At 56.9% G+C, this 22721-nt stretch carries 21 protein-coding genes and 2 riboswitches; of the genes, 10 read left to right on the forward strand and 11 right to left on the reverse strand.

Going from position 1 to position 22721, the window contains the following annotated elements:
- The 3 genes from BED41_RS02250 to BED41_RS02260 form a co-directional block, all read right to left on the reverse strand.
- Positions 1 to 1029 carry a metal ABC transporter substrate-binding protein gene (locus BED41_RS02250; protein WP_066742552.1) on the reverse strand — a complete coding sequence of 343 codons (1029 nt, stop codon included), beginning with the start codon at positions 1027 to 1029 and terminating at the stop codon, positions 1 to 3.
- Between the two features lie 62 nt (positions 1030 to 1091).
- A complete protein-coding gene (locus tag BED41_RS02255) occupies positions 1092 to 1376 on the reverse strand; it encodes a hypothetical protein (RefSeq protein ID WP_066742556.1) in 285 nt (94 codons plus the stop codon).
- Complete coding sequence (locus tag BED41_RS02260; protein ID WP_066742558.1) at positions 1373 to 1795, reverse strand: Fur family transcriptional regulator; 423 nt, start codon at positions 1793 to 1795, stop codon at positions 1373 to 1375. Before BED41_RS02260 ends, BED41_RS02255 begins: the two co-directional genes overlap by 4 nt.
- A 305-nt stretch (positions 1796 to 2100) precedes the next feature.
- On the opposite strand from BED41_RS02260, the gene BED41_RS02265 reads away from it, so the two are divergent.
- The 3 genes from BED41_RS02265 to BED41_RS02275 all read left to right on the forward strand — a co-directional run bounded on the left by BED41_RS02265 (position 2101) and on the right by BED41_RS02275 (position 5384).
- Positions 2101 to 3330: a phosphodiester glycosidase family protein gene (locus BED41_RS02265; RefSeq protein ID WP_066742560.1), complete on the forward strand. Its 1230-nt coding sequence runs from the start codon at positions 2101 to 2103 to the stop codon at positions 3328 to 3330.
- A 109-nt stretch (positions 3331 to 3439) separates the two neighbouring features.
- On the forward strand, positions 3440 to 4999 hold the full coding sequence (rlmN, locus tag BED41_RS02270) for a dual-specificity RNA methyltransferase RlmN (protein ID WP_066742565.1): 1560 nt from the start codon (positions 3440 to 3442) through the stop codon (positions 4997 to 4999).
- Positions 5000 to 5015: 16 nt separating this feature from the next.
- The gene (locus BED41_RS02275; protein ID WP_066742568.1) at positions 5016 to 5384 is read left to right on the forward strand and encodes a hypothetical protein; all 369 of its coding nucleotides are present in this window, start codon (positions 5016 to 5018) and stop codon (positions 5382 to 5384) included.
- 62 nt (positions 5385 to 5446) lie between these two features.
- Here the strand turns inward: BED41_RS02275 and BED41_RS02280 are convergent, their stop codons facing one another.
- Entirely contained in the window at positions 5447 to 5842 is a 396-nt protein-coding gene (locus BED41_RS02280; RefSeq protein ID WP_084002200.1) for a helix-turn-helix domain-containing protein, read from the reverse strand.
- 236 nt (positions 5843 to 6078) lie between these two features.
- On the opposite strand from BED41_RS02280, the gene BED41_RS02285 reads away from it, so the two are divergent.
- Together BED41_RS02285 and BED41_RS02290 are read left to right on the forward strand one after the other, a co-directional pair.
- Complete coding sequence (locus BED41_RS02285; RefSeq protein WP_066742574.1) at positions 6079 to 6327, forward strand: hypothetical protein; 249 nt, start codon at positions 6079 to 6081, stop codon at positions 6325 to 6327.
- Between the two features lie 178 nt (positions 6328 to 6505).
- The gene (locus tag BED41_RS02290) at positions 6506 to 7114 is read left to right on the forward strand and encodes a class I SAM-dependent methyltransferase (RefSeq protein WP_168160216.1); all 609 of its coding nucleotides are present in this window, start codon (positions 6506 to 6508) and stop codon (positions 7112 to 7114) included.
- A gap of 37 nt (positions 7115 to 7151) precedes the next feature.
- On the opposite strand, the gene BED41_RS02295 is transcribed toward BED41_RS02290, so the two are convergent.
- The gene (locus tag BED41_RS02295) at positions 7152 to 8846 is read right to left on the reverse strand and encodes a DNA polymerase (protein WP_066742586.1); all 1695 of its coding nucleotides are present in this window, start codon (positions 8844 to 8846) and stop codon (positions 7152 to 7154) included.
- Between the two features lie 146 nt (positions 8847 to 8992).
- On the opposite strand from BED41_RS02295, the gene BED41_RS02300 reads away from it, so the two are divergent.
- Positions 8993 to 9382, forward strand: a complete 390-nt coding sequence (locus BED41_RS02300) for a pyridoxamine 5'-phosphate oxidase family protein (protein ID WP_066742589.1) — start codon at positions 8993 to 8995, stop codon at positions 9380 to 9382.
- Between the two features lie 134 nt (positions 9383 to 9516).
- Here the strand turns inward: BED41_RS02300 and BED41_RS02305 are convergent, their stop codons facing one another.
- The 6 genes from BED41_RS02305 to BED41_RS02330 form a co-directional block, all read right to left on the reverse strand.
- Complete coding sequence (locus BED41_RS02305) at positions 9517 to 11217, reverse strand: adenosylcobalamin-dependent ribonucleoside-diphosphate reductase (RefSeq protein ID WP_066742592.1); 1701 nt, start codon at positions 11215 to 11217, stop codon at positions 9517 to 9519.
- 187 nt (positions 11218 to 11404) lie between these two features.
- Positions 11405 to 12856 (reverse strand): TrkH family potassium uptake protein, encoded by a 1452-nt coding sequence (locus tag BED41_RS02310; RefSeq protein ID WP_066742595.1) that lies wholly within the window; start codon positions 12854 to 12856, stop codon positions 11405 to 11407.
- A complete protein-coding gene (gene trkA, locus BED41_RS02315) occupies positions 12853 to 14217 on the reverse strand; it encodes a Trk system potassium transporter TrkA (RefSeq protein WP_229712423.1) in 1365 nt (454 codons plus the stop codon). The genes BED41_RS02310 and trkA overlap by 4 nt, the downstream gene beginning before the upstream one ends.
- 305 nt (positions 14218 to 14522) lie before the next feature.
- Complete coding sequence (locus BED41_RS02320) at positions 14523 to 16016, reverse strand: sodium-dependent transporter (protein ID WP_066748842.1); 1494 nt, start codon at positions 16014 to 16016, stop codon at positions 14523 to 14525.
- A gap of 440 nt (positions 16017 to 16456) precedes the next feature.
- A complete protein-coding gene (locus BED41_RS02325) occupies positions 16457 to 17491 on the reverse strand; it encodes a hypothetical protein (protein ID WP_066742601.1) in 1035 nt (344 codons plus the stop codon).
- A 26-nt stretch (positions 17492 to 17517) separates the two neighbouring features.
- The gene (locus tag BED41_RS02330; RefSeq protein ID WP_066742604.1) at positions 17518 to 18195 is read right to left on the reverse strand and encodes a metallophosphoesterase family protein; all 678 of its coding nucleotides are present in this window, start codon (positions 18193 to 18195) and stop codon (positions 17518 to 17520) included.
- A 98-nt stretch (positions 18196 to 18293) separates the two neighbouring features.
- A riboswitch (molybdenum cofactor riboswitch) is annotated at positions 18294 to 18412 on the forward strand.
- Positions 18413 to 18615: 203 nt separating this feature from the next.
- Positions 18616 to 18736, forward strand: a riboswitch (molybdenum cofactor riboswitch).
- A gap of 85 nt (positions 18737 to 18821) precedes the next feature.
- Here BED41_RS02330 and BED41_RS02335 point away from each other — a divergent pair.
- The 4 genes from BED41_RS02335 to BED41_RS02350 all read left to right on the forward strand — a co-directional run bounded on the left by BED41_RS02335 (position 18822) and on the right by BED41_RS02350 (position 22449).
- Positions 18822 to 19673, forward strand: a complete 852-nt coding sequence (locus BED41_RS02335) for an ABC transporter substrate-binding protein (RefSeq protein ID WP_066742607.1) — start codon at positions 18822 to 18824, stop codon at positions 19671 to 19673.
- 94 nt (positions 19674 to 19767) lie between these two features.
- Positions 19768 to 20463, forward strand: coding sequence for an ABC transporter permease (locus tag BED41_RS02340; protein WP_066742610.1), 696 nt, complete (start codon positions 19768 to 19770; stop codon positions 20461 to 20463).
- A 47-nt stretch (positions 20464 to 20510) separates the two neighbouring features.
- Entirely contained in the window at positions 20511 to 21350 is an 840-nt protein-coding gene (locus tag BED41_RS02345; RefSeq protein WP_084002202.1) for an ABC transporter substrate-binding protein, read from the forward strand.
- A gap of 73 nt (positions 21351 to 21423) precedes the next feature.
- The gene (locus tag BED41_RS02350; RefSeq protein WP_084002203.1) at positions 21424 to 22449 is read left to right on the forward strand and encodes an energy-coupling factor ABC transporter ATP-binding protein; all 1026 of its coding nucleotides are present in this window, start codon (positions 21424 to 21426) and stop codon (positions 22447 to 22449) included.
- Positions 22450 to 22721: the final 272 nt, after the last annotated feature.

Raw genomic sequence — 22721 nt, forward strand, 5'->3', positions numbered from 1 at the left:
TTAGTTGAGCGCCTCCTTGATGTTCTCGAGGTTTTTCCTCATCAGCTTGACATAGGTGGCGCCGCTTTCAAATTCTTCGCGGGAGATATTGTGACAGGCGTGCAGAAGCATCTTCCTGGCTCCCGTCTCGCGGCAGATGGCGTCGGCGGTCTTCTCGTTGGACATCTCAATATGGAACACGACGGGGATCTTCTCATCTTTCACCTTATTTATGAGGTAGGCGATAGTCGCGGCGCTGGCCTCGCTCTCCGCGGCGCAGCCGGGGAAGGCCGCCGAGTATTTCAGGCCGTATTCGTCGGTCAGATAGCGGAAGGGGAAGCGGTCGCCGAAGATCAGGCGGTGCCGCCGGACGTTGGAGACTGCCTGGCGGAAGTCCTTGTCCAGCCTGTCCAGCTCCGCGATGTATGCTTTGGCGTTCCCCTCATAGGCGGAGCGGTTCTGCGGATCTATGAGGATGAGCTTGTCCATGATCGCGGCCGTCATCTTTTCGGCGTTGCGCGGCGAGGTCCATATATGTTCGTCGTATTCGACTTCGTTGTCATGGTCATGGCCGTGCCTGTCCTTATCCTCCGCCCCGTGGGTATGCTCCTCTTCCTTGCCGTGGTCGTGCTCCTCCGCCTGCATGCCCTCCGCCAGCTCCTCCTCCACGGGGGATACGCAGCCGATAAGTTTCAGCACCTGGGGCCGGTGCTCATTGTCTATAGAGTCGAGTATCTTATCCGCCCATATGTCGTTCTCCCCTCCGATATAGATGAAGAGGTCACAGTTCTGGATGTTGACGATGTCCTGCGGCGTGGGGGCGTAGGAATGGCTCTCCATGCCGGGCTTGAGCAGCATAGTGAGCTCTATTTTATCGCCGCCGACCGCGCGCGCAAAGTCATATTGCGGGAATATCGTTGTGATGACCTTGGGTTTTGATGTGTCCTCCGAGGCCGTGACCGCCGTTTTATTTCCCGGAGATATATAAATGAGGGCGGCGGCTATGAGCAGGACGGCCGCGCATGCCGATATCAAGAGATATTTTTTCATAACAGGGTGTTACCTCCATAATTTCTAGTATTTTTATCTTTGCCTGGGGTATGGAGGGCACCCTATTTATTCATCTCCGTCTTGAGAGCGGTGAGGGTGCGGACGGGGAAACATTGTGACTGCAATGGCAGGGGAAGGCAGATATATCCCTCAAGAATCTCCGCGCCGTCCTGCGGAGCGGGCAGCGGGGCAGTGCCGTCCGTCTGGTACCTGCTTATCGAGAGGCAGACGGGGCAGTCTGCGCCGGTGCAGAGGTGACCGGCGCGGTGCAGCGGAAGCGCCGCAAGCAGAAAGAGGATGGCGAGGGAGAGCAGCAGCGCCGTAAGGCGCGGCGCGCGGCAGGTCATATTTCTTCCCCGCCTTCGTCAGGGGTACAGCCGCAGTAGCCGTAGATCACAGTCTTTGACGGATCGAGCCGGAAGGCATGGTCCTCAAGCAGATGTTCCGAGAAGCTCTGTGCCGTGGAGCAGTCAAGGTGGGTCAGCCTGCCGCATTTGAGACATTTCAGATGCAGGTGGAGATGGCAGCTTTCGCCGCAGAGGCGGTAGGAGGCCGACTCCCCCTTCTCCGAGAGATATTTCAGCGCCTCGCCGTCGGCCGCCATCTTCTCAAGCTGGCGATAGACAGTCGTCCGTCCGATGTGATGTCCCTCTTCGTTGAGAAGTTCGCAGAGGCTGTCGACGGTGTAGCAGCGTGAGGGATTATTGAGAAGAACCTCACGCACGGACTCGTGGTGTTTGGTTTTGTATCTGCCGCGTTCCGTCATCAGTTTCGCTCCTTAAACTGCAATCTGTTTTCAATTTTATATCATAACGCGGCTGATCGCGCAAGAAGTATTTATGGCGCGCGCGGTTTTGCGCCGTCGCGAGGCGGCGGACTACCGGCGGGAATTTTCCCCTCCTCATAAAATCGCCACATATTTTTGATACAAAAGATAGGAGATATCGGACGCGGCGGAACGGAAAATACTGCGGAGACATCCGCTGATAAGTGGTATAAAATATGCAGATGCCCGCGAAGTATCGCGCCTCGGCATGATAAACCGGGAAATGGAGACACAACAGATAAAATATGAGAAAAGGTAAATTTGAAAAAATTAGAAACAAGACGCTGGTCGGGCTGGCCGTGGTTTTTGCCCTTCCTCTGATCGCCTTCGCCGCGGCTCCGGCCGCCGCGCTGACGGCGGCCGAGGTGAAACCGGCGATATTCAAGGCGCTGGGCCATGAGGTGCCGCAGAAGCAGCTTTCGGCCCCCGCGGGGGAGCTGACGCGCGCCGACGCGCTGCGCCTATCTCTGGAGTCGATGGGCTGGGGCTTCGTCATCAAGGCCGTGGACCAGATCGGTATTCTTCCCGAATGGCCGGAGGTGGAGGGGGTATCCTATATCGCCTCGACGATGAACCCGCTGCCGCCGGAGGCTGTGCGGGCCGACCTCTCCGCGCCGGTGACCTCCGACGACGTAGCGCAGATATCTGTGTGGCTCAAGGAGTGCCGGAAGGAGGCGCGCTGGAAGGCCTCCTTTGCCTGGGAGGGCACGGAGCTGATTATGATAAAGCACGGGGTGGGCGATCCCGTGGGCCCCGCGACGGGAGACATGAAGAAGGGCGTCAACGAACCGCTCTTCGCCGCGGTGCTGGCCGTTGATATGAAAGACATCCCCTGCCAGATCGCCACCGCGGTGATGGTGGGGGCCAACAAGGCCCCGCTGGCGACGATCGCGGGAGAGAACTACGGCGTGATCGGCGGCATCAACGGCGGATACTTCGCGGGGGCGAAGCCGATCGGAGTGCTGCGCCGCCAGGGCTATACGGATAACGCGAAATTCTGGCCGAACCGTTCGGCCTTTGGCTGGAACGAGAGCGGCGAGTATGTCTTTATCGACGGCAAGGAGACGGCGAGCATCGCCGGCGACCACAGCTTCGATAAATTCACGGAGGTGCTGCAGGCGGGGCCGCTGCTGGTGAAGAACGGGACGCCGTCGGAGAATACGGAGAAGATCCAGCCCAACGTCCTCGACTTCCGCCATCCGCGCACCTTCGTGGGAACGGACGGGCGGCGCGTTCTCTGGGGCGTCGTTGACGGACGCGACAATATGCACAGCGTGGGGATGACGATCGAGGAGCTGCGGCGTCTCTGCGGCTGGCTATCGCTGAAGACGGCGCTCAACCTTGACGGCGGCGGCTCAAGCTCCCTTTGGTGGCGCGGCATGACCTTTACGCTGCCGAGCAACGCGAGCGACAGAGAACGTCCCATCCCCTATGCTATACTTATGTTTGAACCGGGCGCGGGCGTGCGTCAATAGATTTTTGCGCAATAAAGGCTTTGCCCGTTGCTAATATTCCCCATAGGCTGTTAAACTATTGAATAAAATCAAAATGTCTGAGTAATTGACAAAAAACGAGGGTAAAGAGATGGCAGAGAAGAGATACGCATTAGATCTGGATAACAGCGAGTGGAAGGAATATATCGAGAAGGGGCTGGAGGAGCCGAAGTTCCGCGCCGACCAGATATGCCAGTGGCTCTGGCAGAAACACACCGACGATACGGAGGAGATGACCAATCTCTCCAAGCCGCTGCGCGAGAAGCTCGCGGAGAAGATGGACTTCGCCTACCCGACGCTTGCGCGCGAACAGCGTTCACAGGACGGGACACGGAAATTCTTATGGCAGCTGCGGGACGGCGAATCTGTCGAATCCGTGCTGATGAAGTACAGCGACCGCCTTACAGCCTGCATTTCGACACAGGTCGGCTGTCCGCTGCAGTGCACCTTCTGCGCCACGGGGCTCTCGGGCTTCGTGCGCAATTTGAGCGCGGGAGAGATCGCGGGACAGGTGCTCGCGATCGAAAAGCATATCGGGCGCGAGGTGAACAATGTCGTCTACATGGGCATGGGAGAGCCCTTCCTGAATACGGATGCCGTTCTCAAATCTGTGCGTATGCTGAACGACCCTAAGCTGCGCAGCCTCGGTATCCGCCATATCACAATATCGACCTCCGGGGTGATCCCGGGGATCAAAGCGCTCGCGGCCTCAGGCCTCGGCGTCCGTCTCGCGGTCTCGCTGCACGCCGCCGACGACGAACTGCGCAGCTTCCTGATGCCGGTGAACCAGACCTATCCGGCCGCTGATCTGCGCCGCGCGATGCAGGAATACCAGGAGTCTACGGGCGACCGGGTGACGATAGAATACGCCCTCTTCGGAGGGGTTAACGACAGCGTGGAGAGGGCGCGCGAGCTGGTGCGCTTCCTCAAGGGGATACATGTATTTGTCAACCTCATTCCCTTCAACGCCGTCGACGGACGTTACGAAAAACCGAAGGCCGAGGACGTGCTGCGTTTCCGCAACATCCTTCAGACCGCCGGTTTCGAGACGGAGATCCGTTCCGAACAGGGCGCGGATATAGACGCTGCCTGCGGGCAGCTGCGCCGCAAAACGGTAGGCGGCGGCTCCGCGCCGCTTGAAGCTCCGGCCTATTCGCTTACGAAGGCTGACATGACGCCGGAGAAGAGGCGCGAGCGGCCTGCGGCGGCCGCCGCCGATCCGCGGAAAGAGGGCTTGCCGCGCAGAGAGGCGTCAAAAAAAACACCTTTAAAGCCCTCGGGAGGCTTTGTCGCGGAGCGCGGCAAGCGCCGGAAGAGCGACCGCGATCCGCAGGAGCGCTACCGCAGCGGTAAGATGAAAGAGGCCCGCCCCAGCTACAGAGGCGACGGCGAAGAGACGCCGCGTTCATTGCGGCGCGACGCCCGTCCGGAACGCGAACCCATTCAGAAGCAGGAGGCCTTTCCGAAGAAGAGCTCCGATGAAAAACGCGGCGGGGATAAAAAAGAGCTTCGCGGTGCTGCCGCCGGGAGAACCGCGGGCAAAAAAACATCCGCCAGAACCAAAAGAGGCTCGGACAACAAACCGCAGGGAGCCTTCAGTAAGTTCTACGGCGCCTCCGGCGGGAAGGCCAAGCGGAGCAAAAAATCATAGAACACGGGGGATATAGATGAGATTTCTCTTATTTCTGCTGATCGGAACGCTGATCTTCGGCTTTGCCTTCCCGGCGATGATATTCATCATCGGATTTATCGGCCTGCTGATCTGCGCGGTGATCGTATATAAATTCCTTACGGGGGGACAGTCGTTCCGCGTCTATACCTCGCGTGACTTCTCGCCTCCGGAGGACGAAGGCCCCTCTTCCCGCCGGATGGTATATACCGAGGATGACCCGGAGGTCGTGAGCCACGGGCGGCGGAATCCCGACGCCGTGAATGTCGCGGCGGACGAAGAGGAGATAGAGGAGGCCAGCGAGATCATAGAGCTCCCGGCCACCGCGCTCCGAAAGGACGACGAATCAGAAGAGACGGTGAAATAGCGCCCGCCCAATAAAAACGTAACGCGCGCCCGCGAAGGGGAGTCCCCTTTGACGGGCGTATTTTATTGCTTTTCTTCTTTTTTTGAGGAGAGATACTTTTTGAATCTGATGAACTGCATGGCCTCTTCGCGCTCACGCGGCTCCAACGTGTGAAAAAGATCCATCAGCGCCTCGTCCTGCGACGGCACCGCCACCTTCGTATGAAACTGGTCCTCAGGGAGGATATAGGTGGGAACGATGATAAGCGGTCCCGGTTTGTCTACCTCCCCGAGCAAGAAAGAGATCGTCGTCTCCAGGGCGTCGGCGATCCTCCTGGTTGTGGCAAAGTCAGGCTCACGGTCGCCGTTTTCCCAGCGGGTCACAGTCGCGGGCGTGACGCAGAGCATTTCGGCCAGCTTGGCGCGGGACATATTTTTACGTTTTCGTGCAGTTTTCAGCCGCTCGTTGAATATTTCCATAGTTCGATTATTCCAGAATGGTACTTATAAGGCAAAGAACTGTTCGGAACACTAAATTATTCCTAACTGGAATATTGAGCCGTAAAGCTCATTGAAATTCCGTGGTGGAATCGATACTATTTTATAGGATATAGTGTGGTTACATCACTGCCAGAGGGATAAGACAGATGTTGACATAGGTATTTTGCCCTATACCATAATGGTATCAATCTGGAATCCGTGGAAGAGGTATCGGCATGTGTACATTGGATGCTAAAGATTTCGTCAGCGAGCTTATGAGAGCCCCGGAGAGGCTGGTTAAAATTTCCCAGATGCCTGAAGAGGAGCGCCGCGGCGCTATCAGGGCTCTAGGCTACGGCTTTACCTCCCGTGAGCTTGACGACTATATCTGTTATTACGCTGATATGCTGCGCGATGATTTATATCTTGGCGAGGGAGATTTCCGCGACATCATTATGAAAAAATGGGGCAACTGTCTCGAGTAGAGCCGCCCCGCCGTGAATAGGCGAAGCTGATATGGTAAATAAGGTTCGGTATATTAAGTGCTGGACCTTTTTGTCTGCCCGGAGCGCCGTTCAAAGTCAGCCCCGCGTCACGAAAATATTATATGTTATAATATCGGTTAGCAAAAGCTAACTTATATGCGCGAAAGGGATGGAACTCATGCTCAAAGCCTTATTCAAAAATTGCGGCAAACCGCAGGGCGGTCTGGGAAAATTGCTGCTGTACGGCATGAATATCGGACACGGCACGCTATCCGAGTGGGGGCTGTCGCAGATCAAGATACCCGCCGCGGCAAATGTGCTCGATATCGGCTGCGGCGGCGGTGCCAACCTGCGGCGGCTGGCGAAGAGAGCCTCTCGCGGTCTCGTTTGCGGCATAGACATCTCCGAATGTAGCCTTGAATGTAGCCGTAAGAAGGTCAGCGAATATATCCTTGATGGAAGGTGTCAGGTCAAGTACGGCAGCGCCGAAAAGATTCCCTTCCCCGACGGCCTCTTCGACGTGGTCACGGCCTTTGAGACGGTCTATTTTTGGAAAGATATGGAGTCGGCCCTGCGTGAGGTGGGGCGCGTCCTGAAAGAGGGCGGGCTTTTTCTGGTGGTGAACGAGGCGAGCGACGCGCAAAACAACTGCTGGTCGGATATAGTCGACGGCATGACCGTCCTCGGCGGGGACGAGCTGCGGGCGTTGTTCGAGGAGGCCGGTTTCAGCGCGGCAGAGGTCGTCAGTGAAGACGACGGGCGCATCTGCGTCATCGGTGCTAAATAGGGATTTGCTGAAAGAGGGGAGCGCCGCACGGCCCTTTTTACTTTTCCGACCAGCGCCGGGCGGCGCGAACGTCGACCGTGGTAGGAACGTCAGGAAGGATGGCGCGCGCCGCCTCCTCCATCGCCCGCTTCAGCAGGCCGCCGCAGTTGGCGGCGCTCTCCCGCGGGCATTCCACAATCACCTCGTCATGGATGGTGGCTACGATGAAGGCCTCGCTCCCCGCCAGCTCGGCCGCCAGCCGCCCAAGCGCCAGCTTGAGAATATCGGCGGCCGTCCCTTGTACCGGCGCGTTGCTGTGGGCCGGCAGGCCGTACCATTGCGGAAAAGAATATCTCCGCCCGGTTAGCGTCCTGCCCTCGGGGCAGCGGCGGCGGCTGAGCGAAGCGTGCCACTCCCTGATGGAGGGATAGGCCTCGAAAAAGAGTCTGCGGAAGCGCTCGGCCTCCTTATGCGTCATCTCCACGCCGTAGGACTGCCGGGCGGAGAGGCGCAGCCCCTCGGCTCCCATCGCGTAGATCAGGCCGAAGTTGACGGCCTTCGCATATTGCCGCTCCTCCCGGCTGACGGAGGCGAGCGGTTTTCCCAAAATCAGCGACGCCGTCAGGCCGTGCAGGTCCGTGCCGTTTCTGTAAGCCTCCAGCATCCGCCGCTCCCTCGTGATCTGCGCCGCGACGCGCAGCTCGATCTGCGGATAGTCCGCGATGAGCAGCAGGCGTCCGGCGGGGGCGATGAAACATCCTCTGAACTCTTTGCCGCGCGGTATCTGCTGGATATTGGGGGAATAGCAGCTCATGCGCCCCGTCCAAGCGGCGATCTGGACATACTGCGGGTGGAGCCGTCCGGTTTTTGCATGGAGCATCTTAGGGATTGGCAGCAGATATGTTGAGAGCTGCTTTGAGACCGCGCGGTAGCGCGAGAGGGCTGCTACCAGCGGGTGCGAACGGTGGGCGGCGAGCGCCGCCTTCGAGGTGCTTTTCACTTCGATTCCGTGTTCCCGCAGCAGCGACAGGATTTGGAGGTTGCTGTCAAAGTTCTCTCCGGAGGCGTCGGTATCACCCCAGAGCGTCGTCTGGAGCGGGCGCGGGCCGCCGAAGCGGCGCAGCTCCTCAAGGGCCTCCCTCTTTTCCTCCTCCGCTCTGGCGGTCAGCTCCCGCCAGGCAGCGAGGTTGAGCTGTATGCCGTGATATTCCATCTGGGCCAGGGCCGCCGCGCAGTCGAATTCTATCTTCGCGATCCACACCAGCCCCTTTTCCTTGAGCTCCCCGATCATCGCCCTGCGCAGCCGCAGCAGAACATCAGCCTCCGCGGCGGTCTCTTCCTTCAGCCAGCGCCGCGCGATCTCCTCAAGCCCGGCGCTCGGATACTCATTCTCTGAAAGAAGCTGATGCGCGAGTGTGACGTCGAATATTTTTGTTGGGTTAATACCGTAGGGGATGAGAAACTGCAGGTCGGTTTTGGCATTGCAGAATACCTTCACCGGCGGCGATTCCAGCACCCCACGCAGTAGCCTTTGCGCCTCTGAGGGAAGGGAGAGACAGTCTACGGTCATGAGGGTGCCGCCCCATGCCAGGTTCAGGGCGTTGAGCCGGTCGCTGCGCGGATCGTTTCCGCTTGTCTCCAGCGTGACGGCGACCGCCTCCTGGCGGCTGATTTCGCCGCCGTAAGACGAAAGTTCCTCCGCCGTAACGGCCACGCGGCGGCGTTTGGCGTTTTTTTCATCTGCTCTCCACATGGACAATTACCCCGGCTTCAATAATCGATAACTTTTTCGCTGTTAAGTAATAAATCACTCTGTTCTTATTTTATCGTTATTCTATAATAAAGTTATACCGTAAGGTATCGGCGAATACAACTTCATGGAAAAGGAGCGTGTTGACGATGAAAGAAGTTCTCGATTTTTTAAACAAGGTCGGAGTCTACTACCTGGCGACGGAGGAGGGAGACCAGCCCCGTGTGCGGCCTCTCGGTTTTGTCATGGAATGGCAGGGAAAACTGACCTTTTGCACCGGTAATAAGAAAAATATGTACAAACAGATGGTAAATAATCCCAAGGTGGAGATCTGCGACAGCGATGGCAACACGCTGCGTATCTGCGGCAGGGCGGTATTCGCGACGACGGAGGCGGCGCAGGCAAAGGCTCTGGAGGTCATGCCGGCGCTGAAAAATATCTATTCCGTAGGCGACGGCGTCTTTGAGATATTCTATCTTGACGGGGCGAAGGCTGTCCTGTCGAATATGAAGGGTGAGAGCCGGGAACTGGCCGTTTAAGCGGCATCCAGCCCCTGCGCCCCTCAAGATGAATATGCCCCGAGGCATTTCTTGAACGTAAAAGATAAAAACCCCCGCGGCTTGACCGCGGGGGTTTCCTGTCTGTTGGGATTGCAGTCGTAAGGAGTGGTCCTCTACTGCGGCCTTTTGAGCACGAAGCGCGGTCTAGCCGCCGCCATCACGGGCACCGGTTCGCCCTTCGGCGCTGATTTTTGCGTGCTCTCCTCTTCGGCCTTCTTCTCGTCCTCTTTCCTGTAAAGCACCTGGCTCGACTTTGAGCCGTCGCGGTAAACGGTGATGCCCTTGCAGCCCTCTCTCCAGGCGAGCGTGTAGGCGTCAAGCACATCCTGAACGCTGCATTCGTGGCGGAGGTTGACCGTCTTGGAGACGGCGAGATCGGTGTAGCGCTGGAAGACGCCCTGCATACGGACGTGGGCCGAGGGCGATACGTCGTGAGAGGTGACGAAGACTCTCTTCATGACCTCTTCCGGGAGCCCCTCTTTCTGGGCCTGCTCATAGTAGCGGTTCACCTGCTTCATGATAACCTTTGTGCCGTCCGTCTGCGTGCGCACGCGCGTGTGCTCAAGCGCGAAAAGCGGTTCTATGCCGGAGGAGCAGTTGGCGAGCAGGGCGATCGTGCCGGTAGGCGCGATGCAGGTGAGCGTCGCGTTGCGGCGTCCAAGGTGCGCGAGAGTCTCCGGTATGCCCTTCTCTTTGCCGAGAGCCACCGATGTTTCGTGCGCCCGCTGCTGGATCGTCCGCATGATGTTTTCCGCGAGCTCGTAGGCCTCTTTGCTGTCGTAGGGGATACGGAGCTGGAAGAGCAGGTCGGCCCAGCCCATGACTCCGAGCCCTATCTTGCGCGTCAGCTTCACCGCCTCGGCGATCTCGGGCAGTGGGTAGTGGTTGACGTCGATGACGTCGTCGAGGAAGCGTGTCGCCACCGCGGAAACTTCGCCCAGAAGTTCGTAGTCGAAGGCGCCCTCTTTTACCATCTTGGCGATATTTATCGAACCGAGATTGCAGGCCTCGTTCGGGTAGAGCGGGGACTCGCCGCAGGGGTTTGTGCTGGTTAGCTCTCCGAGGTTTGGCGTGGTATTGCCGCGGTTTATCGCGTCAAGGAAGATTATCCCCGGATCGCCCGTGCGCCAGGCCGAATCGGCTATCTCCGCAAGCAGCGCCGCCTCCTCGCCCCGTGGGTCGCTGTTGACCTTTTCCATGAAATCGTCAAAGACGCCGACGGAGATGTTGAAGTTCGTTATCGTCCCGTCCTTGTCCTTGCAGTGGATGAACTTACGAATATCGGGGTGGTCGATATTGAGAATGCCCATGTTGGCGCCGCGGCGCATGCCGCCCTGCTGGACCGTCTCCGTCGCCTTGTCGAAGAGTCCCATAAAGGATACGGGGCCGGAGGCGCGTCCGTTGGTGCTGTTGACCTTCGCGCCCTCGCTGCGCAGCTTCGAGAAATTGAAGCCGGTGCCGCCGCCGCTCTTGTGTATCAGCATCTGCTTGCGCAGGGCCTCGCAGATGCCCTCCATGGAATCTTCCACGCCGATGACGAAGCAGGCCGCGAGCTGTCCGTGCGGTGCGGGGCGTCCCGAGTTCATGAGGGTGGGGCTGTTGGGCAAAAAGAGAAGTTTCGCCATCACGTCATAGAACTCATCCGCCCATTTATACTGCATGGCAAGGCTTGATTCCGCGCCCGCGACATGTTTGGCGACCCGTTCAAGCATCTGCTCCGGTTTTTCTATAGGGTTCCTGTTCTCGTCGCGCCACAGGTAGCGGTCGCGTAAAATATCCTTGGCTGATGGACTGAAAGCCGGCTTTATGATCATGATGACAGACCTCCGAGATAAAAACATAGTTTTAATTGGCAGGCGTGTTTTTTGCGCAGCCTCTATTTATAATAACATAAATCTGCCGTTTGGGAAGGTAAAATACACTATATATATTGACATCTTATCCACAAAACACTAGTGATAGTGTGACTAACTTGTGGATAAAAAATAGGCCTTTTTTACGTTACTTCTTCCAGATGTCTTTCGTGAAGAGGACCAGCACCGTATATAGTTCGAGGCGTCCGCAGAGCATGTCGAAGGTGTAGACCCATTTCGCGAAGGCGCTCTGTCCGGCGAAGTTGCAGACGGGGCCGACCTCCGCCAGTCCCGGACCGACGTTGCTCAGCGTGGCCGCCACGGCGCTTAACGAGGTCACGATATCGTTGCCGTCTAGGCTGACGGCAAGTGTGGAGACACCCCATATTATGAAATAGACGGTGATGAAGCAGGCCGACGATGTGACCATCGAGGGGCTTGCCGTACCGCGTCCTTGAAATATCGCGACGACCGCGTTGGGATGGACCATTTTCTTGAGCTCCGCGGCGGCTCCCTTGAGTACGACCTGAAAACGCACGCACTTGATCGCTCCCGCGGTCGACCCCGCGCAGCCCCCCACAAGCATGAGGGCGAGCAGCAGGAGCTGGGTGAATATCGGCCACAGCGCAAAGTCGGCGGTGGCGAAGCCGGTGGTGGTGATGATGCTGACCACCTGGAAAGAGGCGTAGCGCAGGGCGTCGGCAAAACTGCCGTATATCCCCTTCCAGAGCAGTACGGCGCAGATCATCATAATGGAGGCCGCCACCAGCACCGTGTAGAAGCGGAACTCCGAATCACGGTAGGGGCGCAGGCTCCTGCCGCGAATGGCCGCGAGGTGGAGGTTGAAGTTTGCGCCGGAGAGAAACATTATAAGGGTAAGAATATAATCAATATACGCGGAATTATAAAAGGCGACGCTGGCGTTATGGGTGGAGAAGCCGCCCGTCGATACGGCGGCGAAGATGTGGGCGATGGCGTTATAGACCGACATGCCTCCGAAGACGAGCAGGACGATGCCGACGACGGTCAGCCCCATATAGACCTTCCACAGCATCATCGCCATATCGGTGATTCTGGGGCTCGTCTTTTCAAGGCTGGGGCCGGGGCTTTCGGCCTTGAAGAGCTGTGTCATGTTGACGCCGAAGAGCGGCAGCATCGCGATTACGAGGACGACAATCCCCATACCGCCGAGCCACTGCGTCTGCGCGCGCCACATGAGAATACCGCGCGGTATCACCTCGACATTTTGCAGGACGGTGGCTCCCGTGGTCGTAAATCCGGACATTGCCTCAAAGTAGGCGTCGGTAAAGGCGGGAATATAGCCGCCGAGCATATAGGGCATACAGCCCTGTAAAGAGGCCACCACCCAGGCGAAGGCGACGCCGGCGATCGCCTCGCGCGTCCCCAGTTCGTCCTTTGAGGAGCTGCGCCCCGCTATATGCAGCACCGCCGCCATCGCCAGACCGGTCAGCACGGAGAGCAGGAAGGCGCGGATATCATCGCTGCCGTCTTTCAGCGCCCAGGCCAGAGGAAAGGCCATTGAAGCGGTTATCGTCAGTATAAGTATTGACAGAAAGCGCGCGACTATCCTGTAATTCAAGAGTTATCCTCTCCGAAGGGGCGCATGGCCGTGTCCATGACGGCCGCCGTGCCGAAGACGACCACCTTGTCGCCGGCTTCAAGGATCGTCTCGCCGGTCGGGATCAGCATTTCATTTTCACGCTCCAACAGGCCGATGAGCGAACCGGGCGGCATCTTCAGGTCGATGAGGCTCATGCCGTTGGCGGGCGAGTCTTTGGAGAGCGTTATCTCAACGGCCTCGGCGCTGATCTCTTCAAGCACCGTCAGCACCCTAGCCGAGCCGGGGTAGCGGACGCTGCGCGTGATGACGTCTGCGAGCGTCTGGTTGCGGTTGACGATGGCGTCGACCGGTATATGGTTCGTCATCTCAAGATAATTCGACCGGCGCACCACCGCTATGCTCTTGGAGACGCCGAGTGTCTTTGCGAGTACCGAAAGCATGAGGTTCGTCTCGTCGTGCTCCGTCGCCGCCACATAGCCGTCGGCCTCCGCGATGCCCTCGGAGAGCAGGAACTCCGTGTCCGAGCCGTTTGCGCAGAGCACCATCACCTCCGGCAGCTCGCGGGAGAGCTTTTCACACTTGGCGCGGTCCTCGTCGACAAGGCGTACCTCGATGCCGCGGATATGGGATATGAGCCTCGCCGCGGTCTGATAGCCGACCTTACCCGCGCCGACGATGAAGACCCGCTTGAGGCGTTTTGATTTGGAGGGCTGGAAGAGCCGCTCAATATCAAAGACTATCGAGCGGTAACACATCGTATAACAGAGGTCTCCCGCCTGTAATTCATCCATCGCCTTGGGGACGAACGAATGTTCGCCGCGTCTGATGCAGACGACGAGCATGATCATATTCGGGTTGTTTTTGCGTATTTCATAAAGCGGCAGCCCCTTGAGGGGAGAGTCCTGCGCGATGCGGAAGACATATATCCCCGCGCGTCCTCCGGCGATCTCGTTCGCGTGTATGGCGGAGCGCACCTCAAGCAGCTCCTCTATCTCCTTCGCGACGGAGCGTTCCGGCGAGATGAGCATATCGATGCCGAGATCTTTCGCCCAGCTCTCGTTGTCCGTGAACTCGAGGCCGACGGCGCGCGCAATAACGTGGGGCACGCCCATCCTCTTCGCTATCCAGCAGGCCATGAGGTTGACCTCGTCTTTATTGGTACAGGCGATGAGCATCGAGACATCGGAGCTGCCCTCCCTTATCCCGGCCTTTGCGAGCACGCTCGGACGGGCGCCGTTGCCCCTGATCACCATTACGTCAAGAGAGTTCTCAGCCCTTTCGGCCCTTTCCTCGCTGTCCTCAATGATGATGATATTATGTCCGTCCGACGATAAGTTTTTTGCTACGCTGTATCCGACTTCGCCCGCTCCGACAAGCACAATGCGCAAAATGGATCTCCGTCCTTTCGGGACTTGATTCTAAATCTGATAAGTATATTACGATAGTTTGGAGATTTTACAAGTCATTTAAGGCAAATTGCGGCGGGCCGGGATATAAAAAGAGGGAGGACGGGGATGCTGTCCGCCCGTCCTCCTTCCGTGAAACGAAAAATATTTTACTTGCGTTTTTTGCTTTCAGCGCTCATTGTTTTTCTGATGGCCCAGACGAAACAGCCAAACCCGATAGCGACGCAAAGAACCATATTAACCTGCCACATTTAAAATCCTCCTTTACGGCCGCGCCGTTAATCGATCTTGTTCGTGTGGACGAGGCGCTTTGAAATGACCCCATTCAGCAGTAAGCAGACCAGCGCGATAATGCCCCATTCGACGACCATCGAGCCTGGGGTGTACTGGTACTTTGTGATCGGCCAAAACTTGAACCACTCTCCCGGATACCATGTCGAGGCTTCCCACATCCACCAGCCCCAGACGAAGGCGAATTCGAAGGGGAAGAACTTGATGCAGCTCCACATCCACTTTACATGAATGTCGGAGCAGGGCATGATGTCCTCTTCCCAGAGCTTATCCACGCCGTACTTGAGCGAGGCCAGTGAGTAGATGAGTCCGACGACGAGCAGCCCGACGCCCCAGACCATGTCCTGGTTTTCAAAGACCCGGTTGTCGAGCGCCGAGAAGGAGCCGACGAACAGGAAGAAGATCGCGACGCACATCGTCGCCTTGACGCGCGAGAAGCCCATGTCGATCAGGTTGCGCGTGCCCGTCTCAAGCATCGCGATGACCGATGAGAGCGCCGCCGAGAAGAGGGCGAGGAAGAAGAGCACCGCCATAACGAATCCGCCCGAGGTGTGGGCGAAGAGGTTTGTCAGATGAACGAAGGTAAGTCCGTTCGCGCCGGCCTTCATAACCGCCTCGGGGTCCGGGGAAAGGGCGAAAACCGCCGGCAGAACGACCATACCGGCGAGCATGGCCGCGACCATATCGCCGAAGGTAACTGTAAAGGCGTTGAGCTCTATATCTTCGTCCTTAGCGGCGTAGACGTAGTAGACATGGAACATGCCCCATCCTGCGCCGGAGGACCAGGCCGCCTGTGTGAAGGCCGCCAGCCATATCTTGGCCGAGAAGAAATCCTGCGGATTGACATGGAACATATATTCGAAGCCCTTCCAGGCGCCGGGAAGCATCACAACGCGTACGAGAAGCGCGGCGAGCAGTACGAATACGGCTGGGATCATGATCTTGTTAGCTGTTTCGATGCCGCCCTGAATGCCGCGGAAGATGATAACCGCGGAGAGCGCGATGGCGAAGGCGAACCAGGCCCAGGCCTCATAAGCGGGAGGCGTCGTCGCGAAGCCGGAGAAGAACTGCGTGGCGAAATCCGTCCCGCCGTCCCGTACGGCGTCAAGGAATCCTGTGAAAATCAGAACTAAATATTTTGATACCCAGCCAAGGACGACGACGTAGTAGCATCCGAGCATGATGCATACCATCGCGCAAAAGGCGCCGACCCAGGCATATTTCTCTCCCAAAAGCGCTTTGAAAGCTCCCGCGTTTGCCATCCTCGTCTTTTTTCCGAAGACGGATTCGGCGCAGATGAGCGGTACCGCCCAGACAAACAGGGCAAAGAAGCAGATAAGAATGAAAGCTCCGCCATTATTAGAGGCAACTTCGCGCGGGAAGCGCCAGATATTTCCGGTGCCTACCGCCATGCCGAGAATTGTACATAAAAGTCCCCAGCGGCTTGAGAATTGTTCTCCGCCTTTTTTGATTTCAGCCATGCAATAAACCTCGCTTTCTATAATATGATAATAAAATTGGTGATATTTCCCGCCGCGCCGTAACATAGTTGATCCTCATGCGAAGGCGCCCTCTCCTTTCTTTTTATAGTTAAAATTTGAATAATTAAAACTGTGGCTACAATGTTTTTTCAGTTTACCATATTTTAAAATATATTACAATAATAAAGTAATTGAAATATCAATGGTCAAATTTTTAATCAAATTAAAATTATTTTTTGATAAATGGAGGGAGTAAGAGATCTTTTAAGGTAGATTCCGCCCTTAAAATTTAATATAAGTCCTTATTGGGAAGTTATCGTAACAAAAAATTTAATGAATCCAATCTAATGAGGAAACAAATAATTTCCGCCTCGAAAAAGATTTTCTTTTGAGGCGGAAATTATCAAAATACAGCTATTAAATATCTAGTATTTCGATATTTAAGTGTCCGCTTTTGCGCCTACGGGACGTTTCCTCTGCCTGTCGATCTCGGCCTCAAGCCTTATCAGTTCGTTTATCGAATCGATATCGATGTTTTTCAGTATCTCGTTGCGGTTCATGATGCCTATCTCGTTACGCGTCTTGCCGGGATTTTTTTCAAGCTCTGTAAAGGCCGAAATCTTGCGGTCGCCGTGATAGACGTCAAAGTCCACGAAGCGCTGTCCCCTGTCGTTGTATTCAAGTCCCATCGCAAGCTTCTTTATCGTCTGAATATCCACCGGCGTGTAGAGCTTCATCATGTAAACCGGTATCGTGCGCCGCGTCAGCGCCTGTTCCCGCTCCCATTTTTCCTCAAGCACGATCCCTATCTGCATCCCCTGGGTCACGGTGAGCAGCCTCTGGCGGTGGAGATCGAAGAGGCCGTCTGAGTCGCATATTTTTATTTCAACGTCGTTCCAGTCAGGGGTACCGAGCGCGTCTCCGAGATATTCTATGCCGTGTAAGGAGAGGTACTGGACGATCGCCCCTTTTGAACGCGTATGGACCAGCAGCGCCTTATTATACATGTCGTCAACGGGAATGCTCTTCGCGAGGGATTTGGGTGTGAAATATATTATTGAGGAGGTGCCTGGGATGTCTGGGCGGAAGATGGGGTCGCGGTCGATGATCTCGCCGCCGATGTCCCGCTGTATCGCGCCGATGCCCCGTTTAAGGTTTCCCATCAGGCGCATCATTATATAGCCGGGCATCATGCTCACGCTGTCAATGCCGCCGGTCATGCGGCTGTTTATCAGCGTCGTAAGGAGAAGCTCAAGCGGATTTTCCGAGACATAGGTCTCGTACAGCGGGGCGCCCTCCTCCGTGCGGGCGGTGAGGAATACGAGCCTCCGCGTCGGTCCGTATTTTCTCAGAGCGCTCTCGGCGTCGAGCGAGATGAGCGTTCCCCACGCTCCAAGCTTATGGCGTATCTCCGAGACCTCCGAGGAAAGTTTTATGGCGATGCTTTCGGGGCCTGTCCTTACCAGCGATATCATCTTCTCCTGCCTCCTCCGTGATAGATTTACAACGAGACCTTTTTGCGCTGGAGCCGTGCGTTGTCCGTCCCCGGCGGGTAGGGGATGGAGATCACCTCTCCGGTATAGATGTGGATCAGGTACATTGACTGTAGTCCGTTAAGGTACATACGCCCCTCCTCCGTGCAGCCCGAGGTATATTCGAGGTTATGTCCGTAAAGGTTATATTGCGCCGGGTCACCGCTCACATCATCATAAGTGTGCCCCGCCCTGAAGCTGAACTGCCCCAGCGAGAACCGTCCGGGGCCGGTCCATACCTGCACCGACTCGCTGTGCTGCTCTTCGAGCAGCGTCGGGACGTGGTCGTGGTTTCCCGTGACGAGGATCGCCCCGTAGTCCTCCTCTTCAAAGATGGAGAGGAAGTCCTTTATCCGCTTTTGGTAGAGGTCCAGCATTCCGGGACGCTTCTCAAGTTTGACATTGTCCACGAAGTCCCCCGTGTGGACTATCCAGGCGGGATGAAGACGGCGCAGCGCGCGCCGCAGATAGGGATAGATGGTGTAGGGCGTGTCGGAGAGATGCAGCACCATCTCCCTGGCGTCTATGCAGGGCGGGTTGATGCCGAACCATATCCCGAGGTCGTCAAAGTGCTTGATGATCGGGCACTCCCTTATCTCCTGAAGCGTCGGTTTCGGAATGTTGGGTGGTATGTGCAGTGTCGCCATGTCTATCGCCTCTTTTGGTCTCAAAAAATTTTACGTAATTATGAACGAAAGACTTGTCTTTTTGTCTTCCTTATTGTACCATAGCGACGATGATAAAATAAATAATGGTTCTCCGAGCCTGCGTACCTAAGGAAAAGGATCTATGGTTATCAGGCCGTCAGGGTTGCTTTGGAAACGAAACAGCCTCCCTTTGGAAAGGAGAACGGCTGTTGCTTACGTTACGGGCCGTACTCTATACAAGGGGTACGGCCCGTTTATTTTGTCGCCAATATCTTAAAAATACACACAATCTCCACTTAAGCAAGGGGTGACCCCAACACCCCTTGTCTTCCCTTGATTTATTTGTTGAAATAATGGCCGGAAATAGTGTACAATAGCGGCGGTGCGGATTTTATCCGCCAGGTATCACTGCGTATGTTTGCCTGCATACGTCCCTGAAACTGTCTCTCCTGCGGCCGTACGGTCATGGAGGCCAGTCGTTAGGGCGGTTCTGGAAACGGAGCCGTCTCCCGTTGTGGAAAGGGGATCTCCGAGGCCTGCAGCCTCCAATCTTTTATCCTCCGTCCCGCGGGTTTTGAATATCGGTTGTAATGCAACACAAATCTCACGAGGAGGGTTTCTAACCCATGCGTATCAACAAGAAAGGCTCCATTATCGCGTTACTTCTCGTCGTCTGCCTGCTGGCCTTTGGCTCGCTCGCGACGGCAAAGGCTCCCGTGCTCCGGATGGCGACCACGACGAGCACCGACAACACAGGTCTGCTCGATTACCTCGCCCCCATCCTTCTTAAGGATACCGGCATTGAGATCCAGTGGGTCTCCGTCGGCACCGGCAAAGCCCTTGAGTATGGACGCAACGGCGACGTAGACGTCGTCCTTACGCATGCGCCGTCTCAGGAAGACAAATTCATGGCTGAGGGCGCGGGTGTAAACCGCCGTAAAGTCATGTACAACGACTTTGTGCTTATCGGCCCCGCGAACGATCCTGCGGGTATAAAGGGCAAACCGGTCGTCGAAGCGCTGGCGACGATAGCCGCCAAGGGCCAGCCGCTCGTCAGCCGCGCCGACAAATCGGGTACTCACACGGCAGAGCTCAAGCTGCTCAAGGCTGCGGGCGTGAAGGATTTCGACAAGGCAAAGTGGTACGTTCAGACGGGCCAGGGAATGCTCAAGACGATCAACATCGCCGACGAGCAGAAGGGCTACGCCCTCACCGACCGCGGCACCTTCATTAAATACCACGCCGGACTCAAAGGCAAGCCGGGACTTGTGATAGTATGCGAAGGTGACCCCGAGCTTCTCAACAAGTACAGCGTCATGGCGGTGAGCCCCCTGAAGCACCCGGACGTCAAATACGACCTCGCGCTCAAGTACATCGACTGGATCACCTCTTCAAAGGTCCAGAAGGATATCGCGGACTTCAAGGTCGAGGGAAAGCAGCTCTTCTTCCCCGAAGCCGAGATTCGCGCGGGCCACTAACAGCTTAACAGAGCCAGTACATAGGGCGGACGCCGGATGAAAATGCTGAAGCGTCCGCCCCTTTTATGCGGGACTAAAGACAGGGAATGATTCGATGGATTTCATAGCGGACGGATTCATACAGGCTTTCAGGCTCCTCTTCTCGATGGACGAGGAGACTATGAACATCCTCGTCACCACGCTGCAGCTGACGGCGGTTTCGATGGGTGGGATACTGCTTTTGGGGCTGCCTCTCGGCTTCCTTCTCGGGTACTTCGATTTCCCCGGCAAACGCTGTGTCCGTACCGTGGTCGACACGCTGCTTGCGCTGCCGACCGTGGTCATCGGCCTGCTCGTCTACGCCTTTATCTCGCGTCGCGGTCCGCTTGGCGGCTGGGACCTGCTCTTTACGATTGAGGGCATGGCCATTGGGCAGATCATTCTCGGGACGCCGATCGTGGTCGCCTACACGGCGACGGCGATCGAGGGGCTTGACAACCGTCTGCGCCAGACGCTGATGACGTTGGGGGCCTCGGGCGCGAAGCTTGCGATGACGAGCCTGTGGGAGGCCCGCTTTCTCGTCCTTGTCGCCGCGCTGACGGCCTTTGGCCGCATCGTCGGCGAAGTCGGCTCCGCGATGATGCTCGGCGGCAACATCAAATGGCACACGCGCACGATAACCACGGCCATCACTTTGGAGACAGGCAAGGGCGATTTTGCCCTCGGCATCGCTCTCGGCGTTATCCTCATCCTCATATCCCTGATACTCAACATCTCTCTGACATTCCTGCGCCGCAGGACGCAAAACTAATACCAGACAAATAAAAAATACTGAATATGGACGGTGTAACTGAAATCATGAAAAAATTTGCCATCGCACTCGCCGCTCTTCTCATCTGTTCGCCCGCCTTCGCCGGCACGATAAAGCTGTCGAGCACAATCGGCCCCGTCGACGCGGGTATCATTCCGCTTCTTGCCGAGACATACAAGGCGAAGACCGGCACCGACTTCGTCATCGAAAAGGCGGGGACCGGCGCGACCCTCAACAAGGCCAAAAGCGGAAACTTCGATATGGTCGTCGTCCATGCGCGCGCCCTCGAGGAGCAGTTTATCGCCGAGGGCTACGGACAGAACCGCAGAGACTTTATGTACAACGACTTTATCATTCTCGGCCCCCAGGAGGACCCCGCGGGCATCAAGGGCATGAAATCCGCCGCCGAGGCGCTTAAAAAGATCGCCGCGGCCAAGGCCCCATTCATCAGCCGCGGGGACATGTCCGGTACGCACGTTGCGGAGATGAACGTCTGGAAGGCGGCGGGGATCGCTCCCGACGGCGAAAAGGACGAATGGTACACGGTATTCTCGCTCGGCAAGCTCGGCAACGGACCGACCACCGACTTCACCAACCGGCGCGGCGCCTACACTATCATGGACAGGGCCACCTACCTTACAAAGAAGAAGGGGCTCAAGATAATCCCGCTCGTAGAGGGCGACCCGATCCTGCTCAACTTCATCGCGGCGATCGAGGTAAACCCGAAACGCTTCCCGCAGGTGAATAACGCCGACGTCGTGAAATTCGTCGACTGGGTCTGCGGCGACGAAGCGCAGACGATAATCAAGGACTTCAAGGTGAAGCAGTACGGCGAACCGCTCTTCTTCCCGAACTCCGACGAATGGAACAAAAAGCGCGGCAAATAAATTTATAGTAAAATAATCAAAGGGGGGGCGGAAGATTCTCCGCCTCCCTTATCTTTACGGAGGAACGCCTGAGATGAGCTCACTGCTTTATGAAATACGGGACCTGAAACAACGCTACGGGAAGGGGCCGCTCTCCCTCGATATCGCGGAGCTCTCCATTCGGAGCTCGGGAATAACCGGCCTTGTCGGACCAAACGGCAGCGGCAAATCGACGCTGCTTAAAGTTCTCTCCTTTCTCATCACATACCAGAGCGGCAGCATCATCTTTGACGGCCTTCCCTCCGAGGGGCGCGAAGGGGCGATCCGCCGCGAGGTGACCTATCTGCTCCAGGACTCCTATCTGCTCAACCGTTCCGTCTATGAAAACATCGCCTACGGGCTGAAACTGCGCGGGGACGTTCCCGACATAAAAGAGAGGGTGCGCGAGAGCCTGACGCAGGTGGGGCTCGACCCGGAAAAATTCGCCCAGCGCCCGTGGTACCAGCTCTCCGGCGGGGAGGTGCAGCGCGTGGCGCTCGCCGCCCGCCTCGCGCTGCGCCCGCGCGTCCTGCTGCTCGACGAGCCGACGGCGAACGTCGACGAGGCGAGCGCGCAGCTCGTGATGGAGGCCGCCGTCAGCGCGGCGAATGAATACGGCACCACCGTGATCGTGGCGACCCATGACCTCGCCTGGCTCTATGAAATGTCCACGGACGTTGTGAGCCTCTACCGCGGCCGCGTCGTCGGCAGCGGCGCGGAAAACCTTCTGCAGGGCAAGTGGCGTCTTACCGGCGGCTACATGGTGCGCGAATTCATCGACGGCCAGGCGGTATTCGCCTACCAGCCGCAGTCCGGCAGGCCGAACGCGGCGATGCTGAACTCCGCCGGCGTGCGCCTATTTGTCGAGAGGCCCGACGCGGCGCATGATATGAACATTATCCGCGGGCGCATCGTGCAGATGACGCTGGAACGCGCCACAGACTCGGTGCTGGTCTCGATAGAGGTCGGCGAAAACGTGATAAAGACGCGTATGGAGGCGGCGGAGCTGAACCGGCTGGAGCTGTGCCCCTCAAAGATGGTGTATCTTACATTTTCGTATGCCGCTGTCCGCTGGATCTAAAAAATCGGCGTTTATAAGCACGATTTGCGTCATAACTTCGGGCTCTGGTATCCTCGCCGTATGAAAATACGGCTCCGGTTCCAGAGCCCAAAGTTATTTAGCAACTCGCACTTCTAAACGCCGATTTTCCTTTGGAGAGGAAAAGATAAAAACCCCTGCAAAGGCTGTAAGTGGCTGTGGTTTGTCATGCCGGGCTTGACCCGGCATCTAGCGTCTTGGCTTTTGTTTTTTCCGCATATCGTGAAACAGCTTTGGAGACGTTGTACTCCGGC

Origin of the sequence: Cloacibacillus porcorum, from assembly GCF_001701045.1 — a bacterium.
Classification (GTDB): domain Bacteria; phylum Synergistota; class Synergistia; order Synergistales; family Synergistaceae; genus Cloacibacillus; species Cloacibacillus porcorum.

Bases quoted from the DNA above. Each gene is read 5' to 3' on its own strand.
- BED41_RS02305 (WP_066742592.1), bottom strand. From the start codon at position 11,217: ATGATCATAAAGCCGGCTTTCAGTCCATCAGCCAAGGATATTTTACGC.
- BED41_RS02275 (WP_066742568.1), top strand. From the start codon at position 5,016: ATGAGATTTCTCTTATTTCTGCTGATCGGAACGCTGATCTTCGGCTTT.
- BED41_RS02280 (WP_084002200.1), bottom strand. From the start codon at position 5,842: ATGGAAATATTCAACGAGCGGCTGAAAACTGCACGAAAACGTAAAAAT.
- BED41_RS02335 (WP_066742607.1), top strand. From the start codon at position 18,822: ATGCGTATCAACAAGAAAGGCTCCATTATCGCGTTACTTCTCGTCGTC.
- BED41_RS02350 (WP_084002203.1), top strand. From the start codon at position 21,424: ATGAGCTCACTGCTTTATGAAATACGGGACCTGAAACAACGCTACGGG.
- BED41_RS02255 (WP_066742556.1), bottom strand. From the start codon at position 1,376: ATGACCTGCCGCGCGCCGCGCCTTACGGCGCTGCTGCTCTCCCTCGCC.
- BED41_RS02265 (WP_066742560.1), top strand. From the start codon at position 2,101: ATGAGAAAAGGTAAATTTGAAAAAATTAGAAACAAGACGCTGGTCGGG.
- BED41_RS02345 (WP_084002202.1), top strand. From the start codon at position 20,511: ATGAAAAAATTTGCCATCGCACTCGCCGCTCTTCTCATCTGTTCGCCC.
- BED41_RS02285 (WP_066742574.1), top strand. From the start codon at position 6,079: ATGTGTACATTGGATGCTAAAGATTTCGTCAGCGAGCTTATGAGAGCC.
- BED41_RS02295 (WP_066742586.1), bottom strand. From the start codon at position 8,846: ATGTGGAGAGCAGATGAAAAAAACGCCAAACGCCGCCGCGTGGCCGTT.
- BED41_RS02290 (WP_168160216.1), top strand. From the start codon at position 6,506: ATGCTCAAAGCCTTATTCAAAAATTGCGGCAAACCGCAGGGCGGTCTG.
- BED41_RS02320 (WP_066748842.1), bottom strand. From the start codon at position 16,016: ATGGCTGAAATCAAAAAAGGCGGAGAACAATTCTCAAGCCGCTGGGGA.
- rlmN (WP_066742565.1), top strand. From the start codon at position 3,440: ATGGCAGAGAAGAGATACGCATTAGATCTGGATAACAGCGAGTGGAAG.
- BED41_RS02340 (WP_066742610.1), top strand. From the start codon at position 19,768: ATGGATTTCATAGCGGACGGATTCATACAGGCTTTCAGGCTCCTCTTC.
- BED41_RS02260 (WP_066742558.1), bottom strand. From the start codon at position 1,795: ATGACGGAACGCGGCAGATACAAAACCAAACACCACGAGTCCGTGCGT.
- BED41_RS02300 (WP_066742589.1), top strand. From the start codon at position 8,993: ATGAAAGAAGTTCTCGATTTTTTAAACAAGGTCGGAGTCTACTACCTG.
- BED41_RS02250 (WP_066742552.1), bottom strand. From the start codon at position 1,029: ATGAAAAAATATCTCTTGATATCGGCATGCGCGGCCGTCCTGCTCATA.
- BED41_RS02330 (WP_066742604.1), bottom strand. From the start codon at position 18,195: ATGGCGACACTGCACATACCACCCAACATTCCGAAACCGACGCTTCAG.
- BED41_RS02325 (WP_066742601.1), bottom strand. From the start codon at position 17,491: ATGATATCGCTGGTAAGGACAGGCCCCGAAAGCATCGCCATAAAACTT.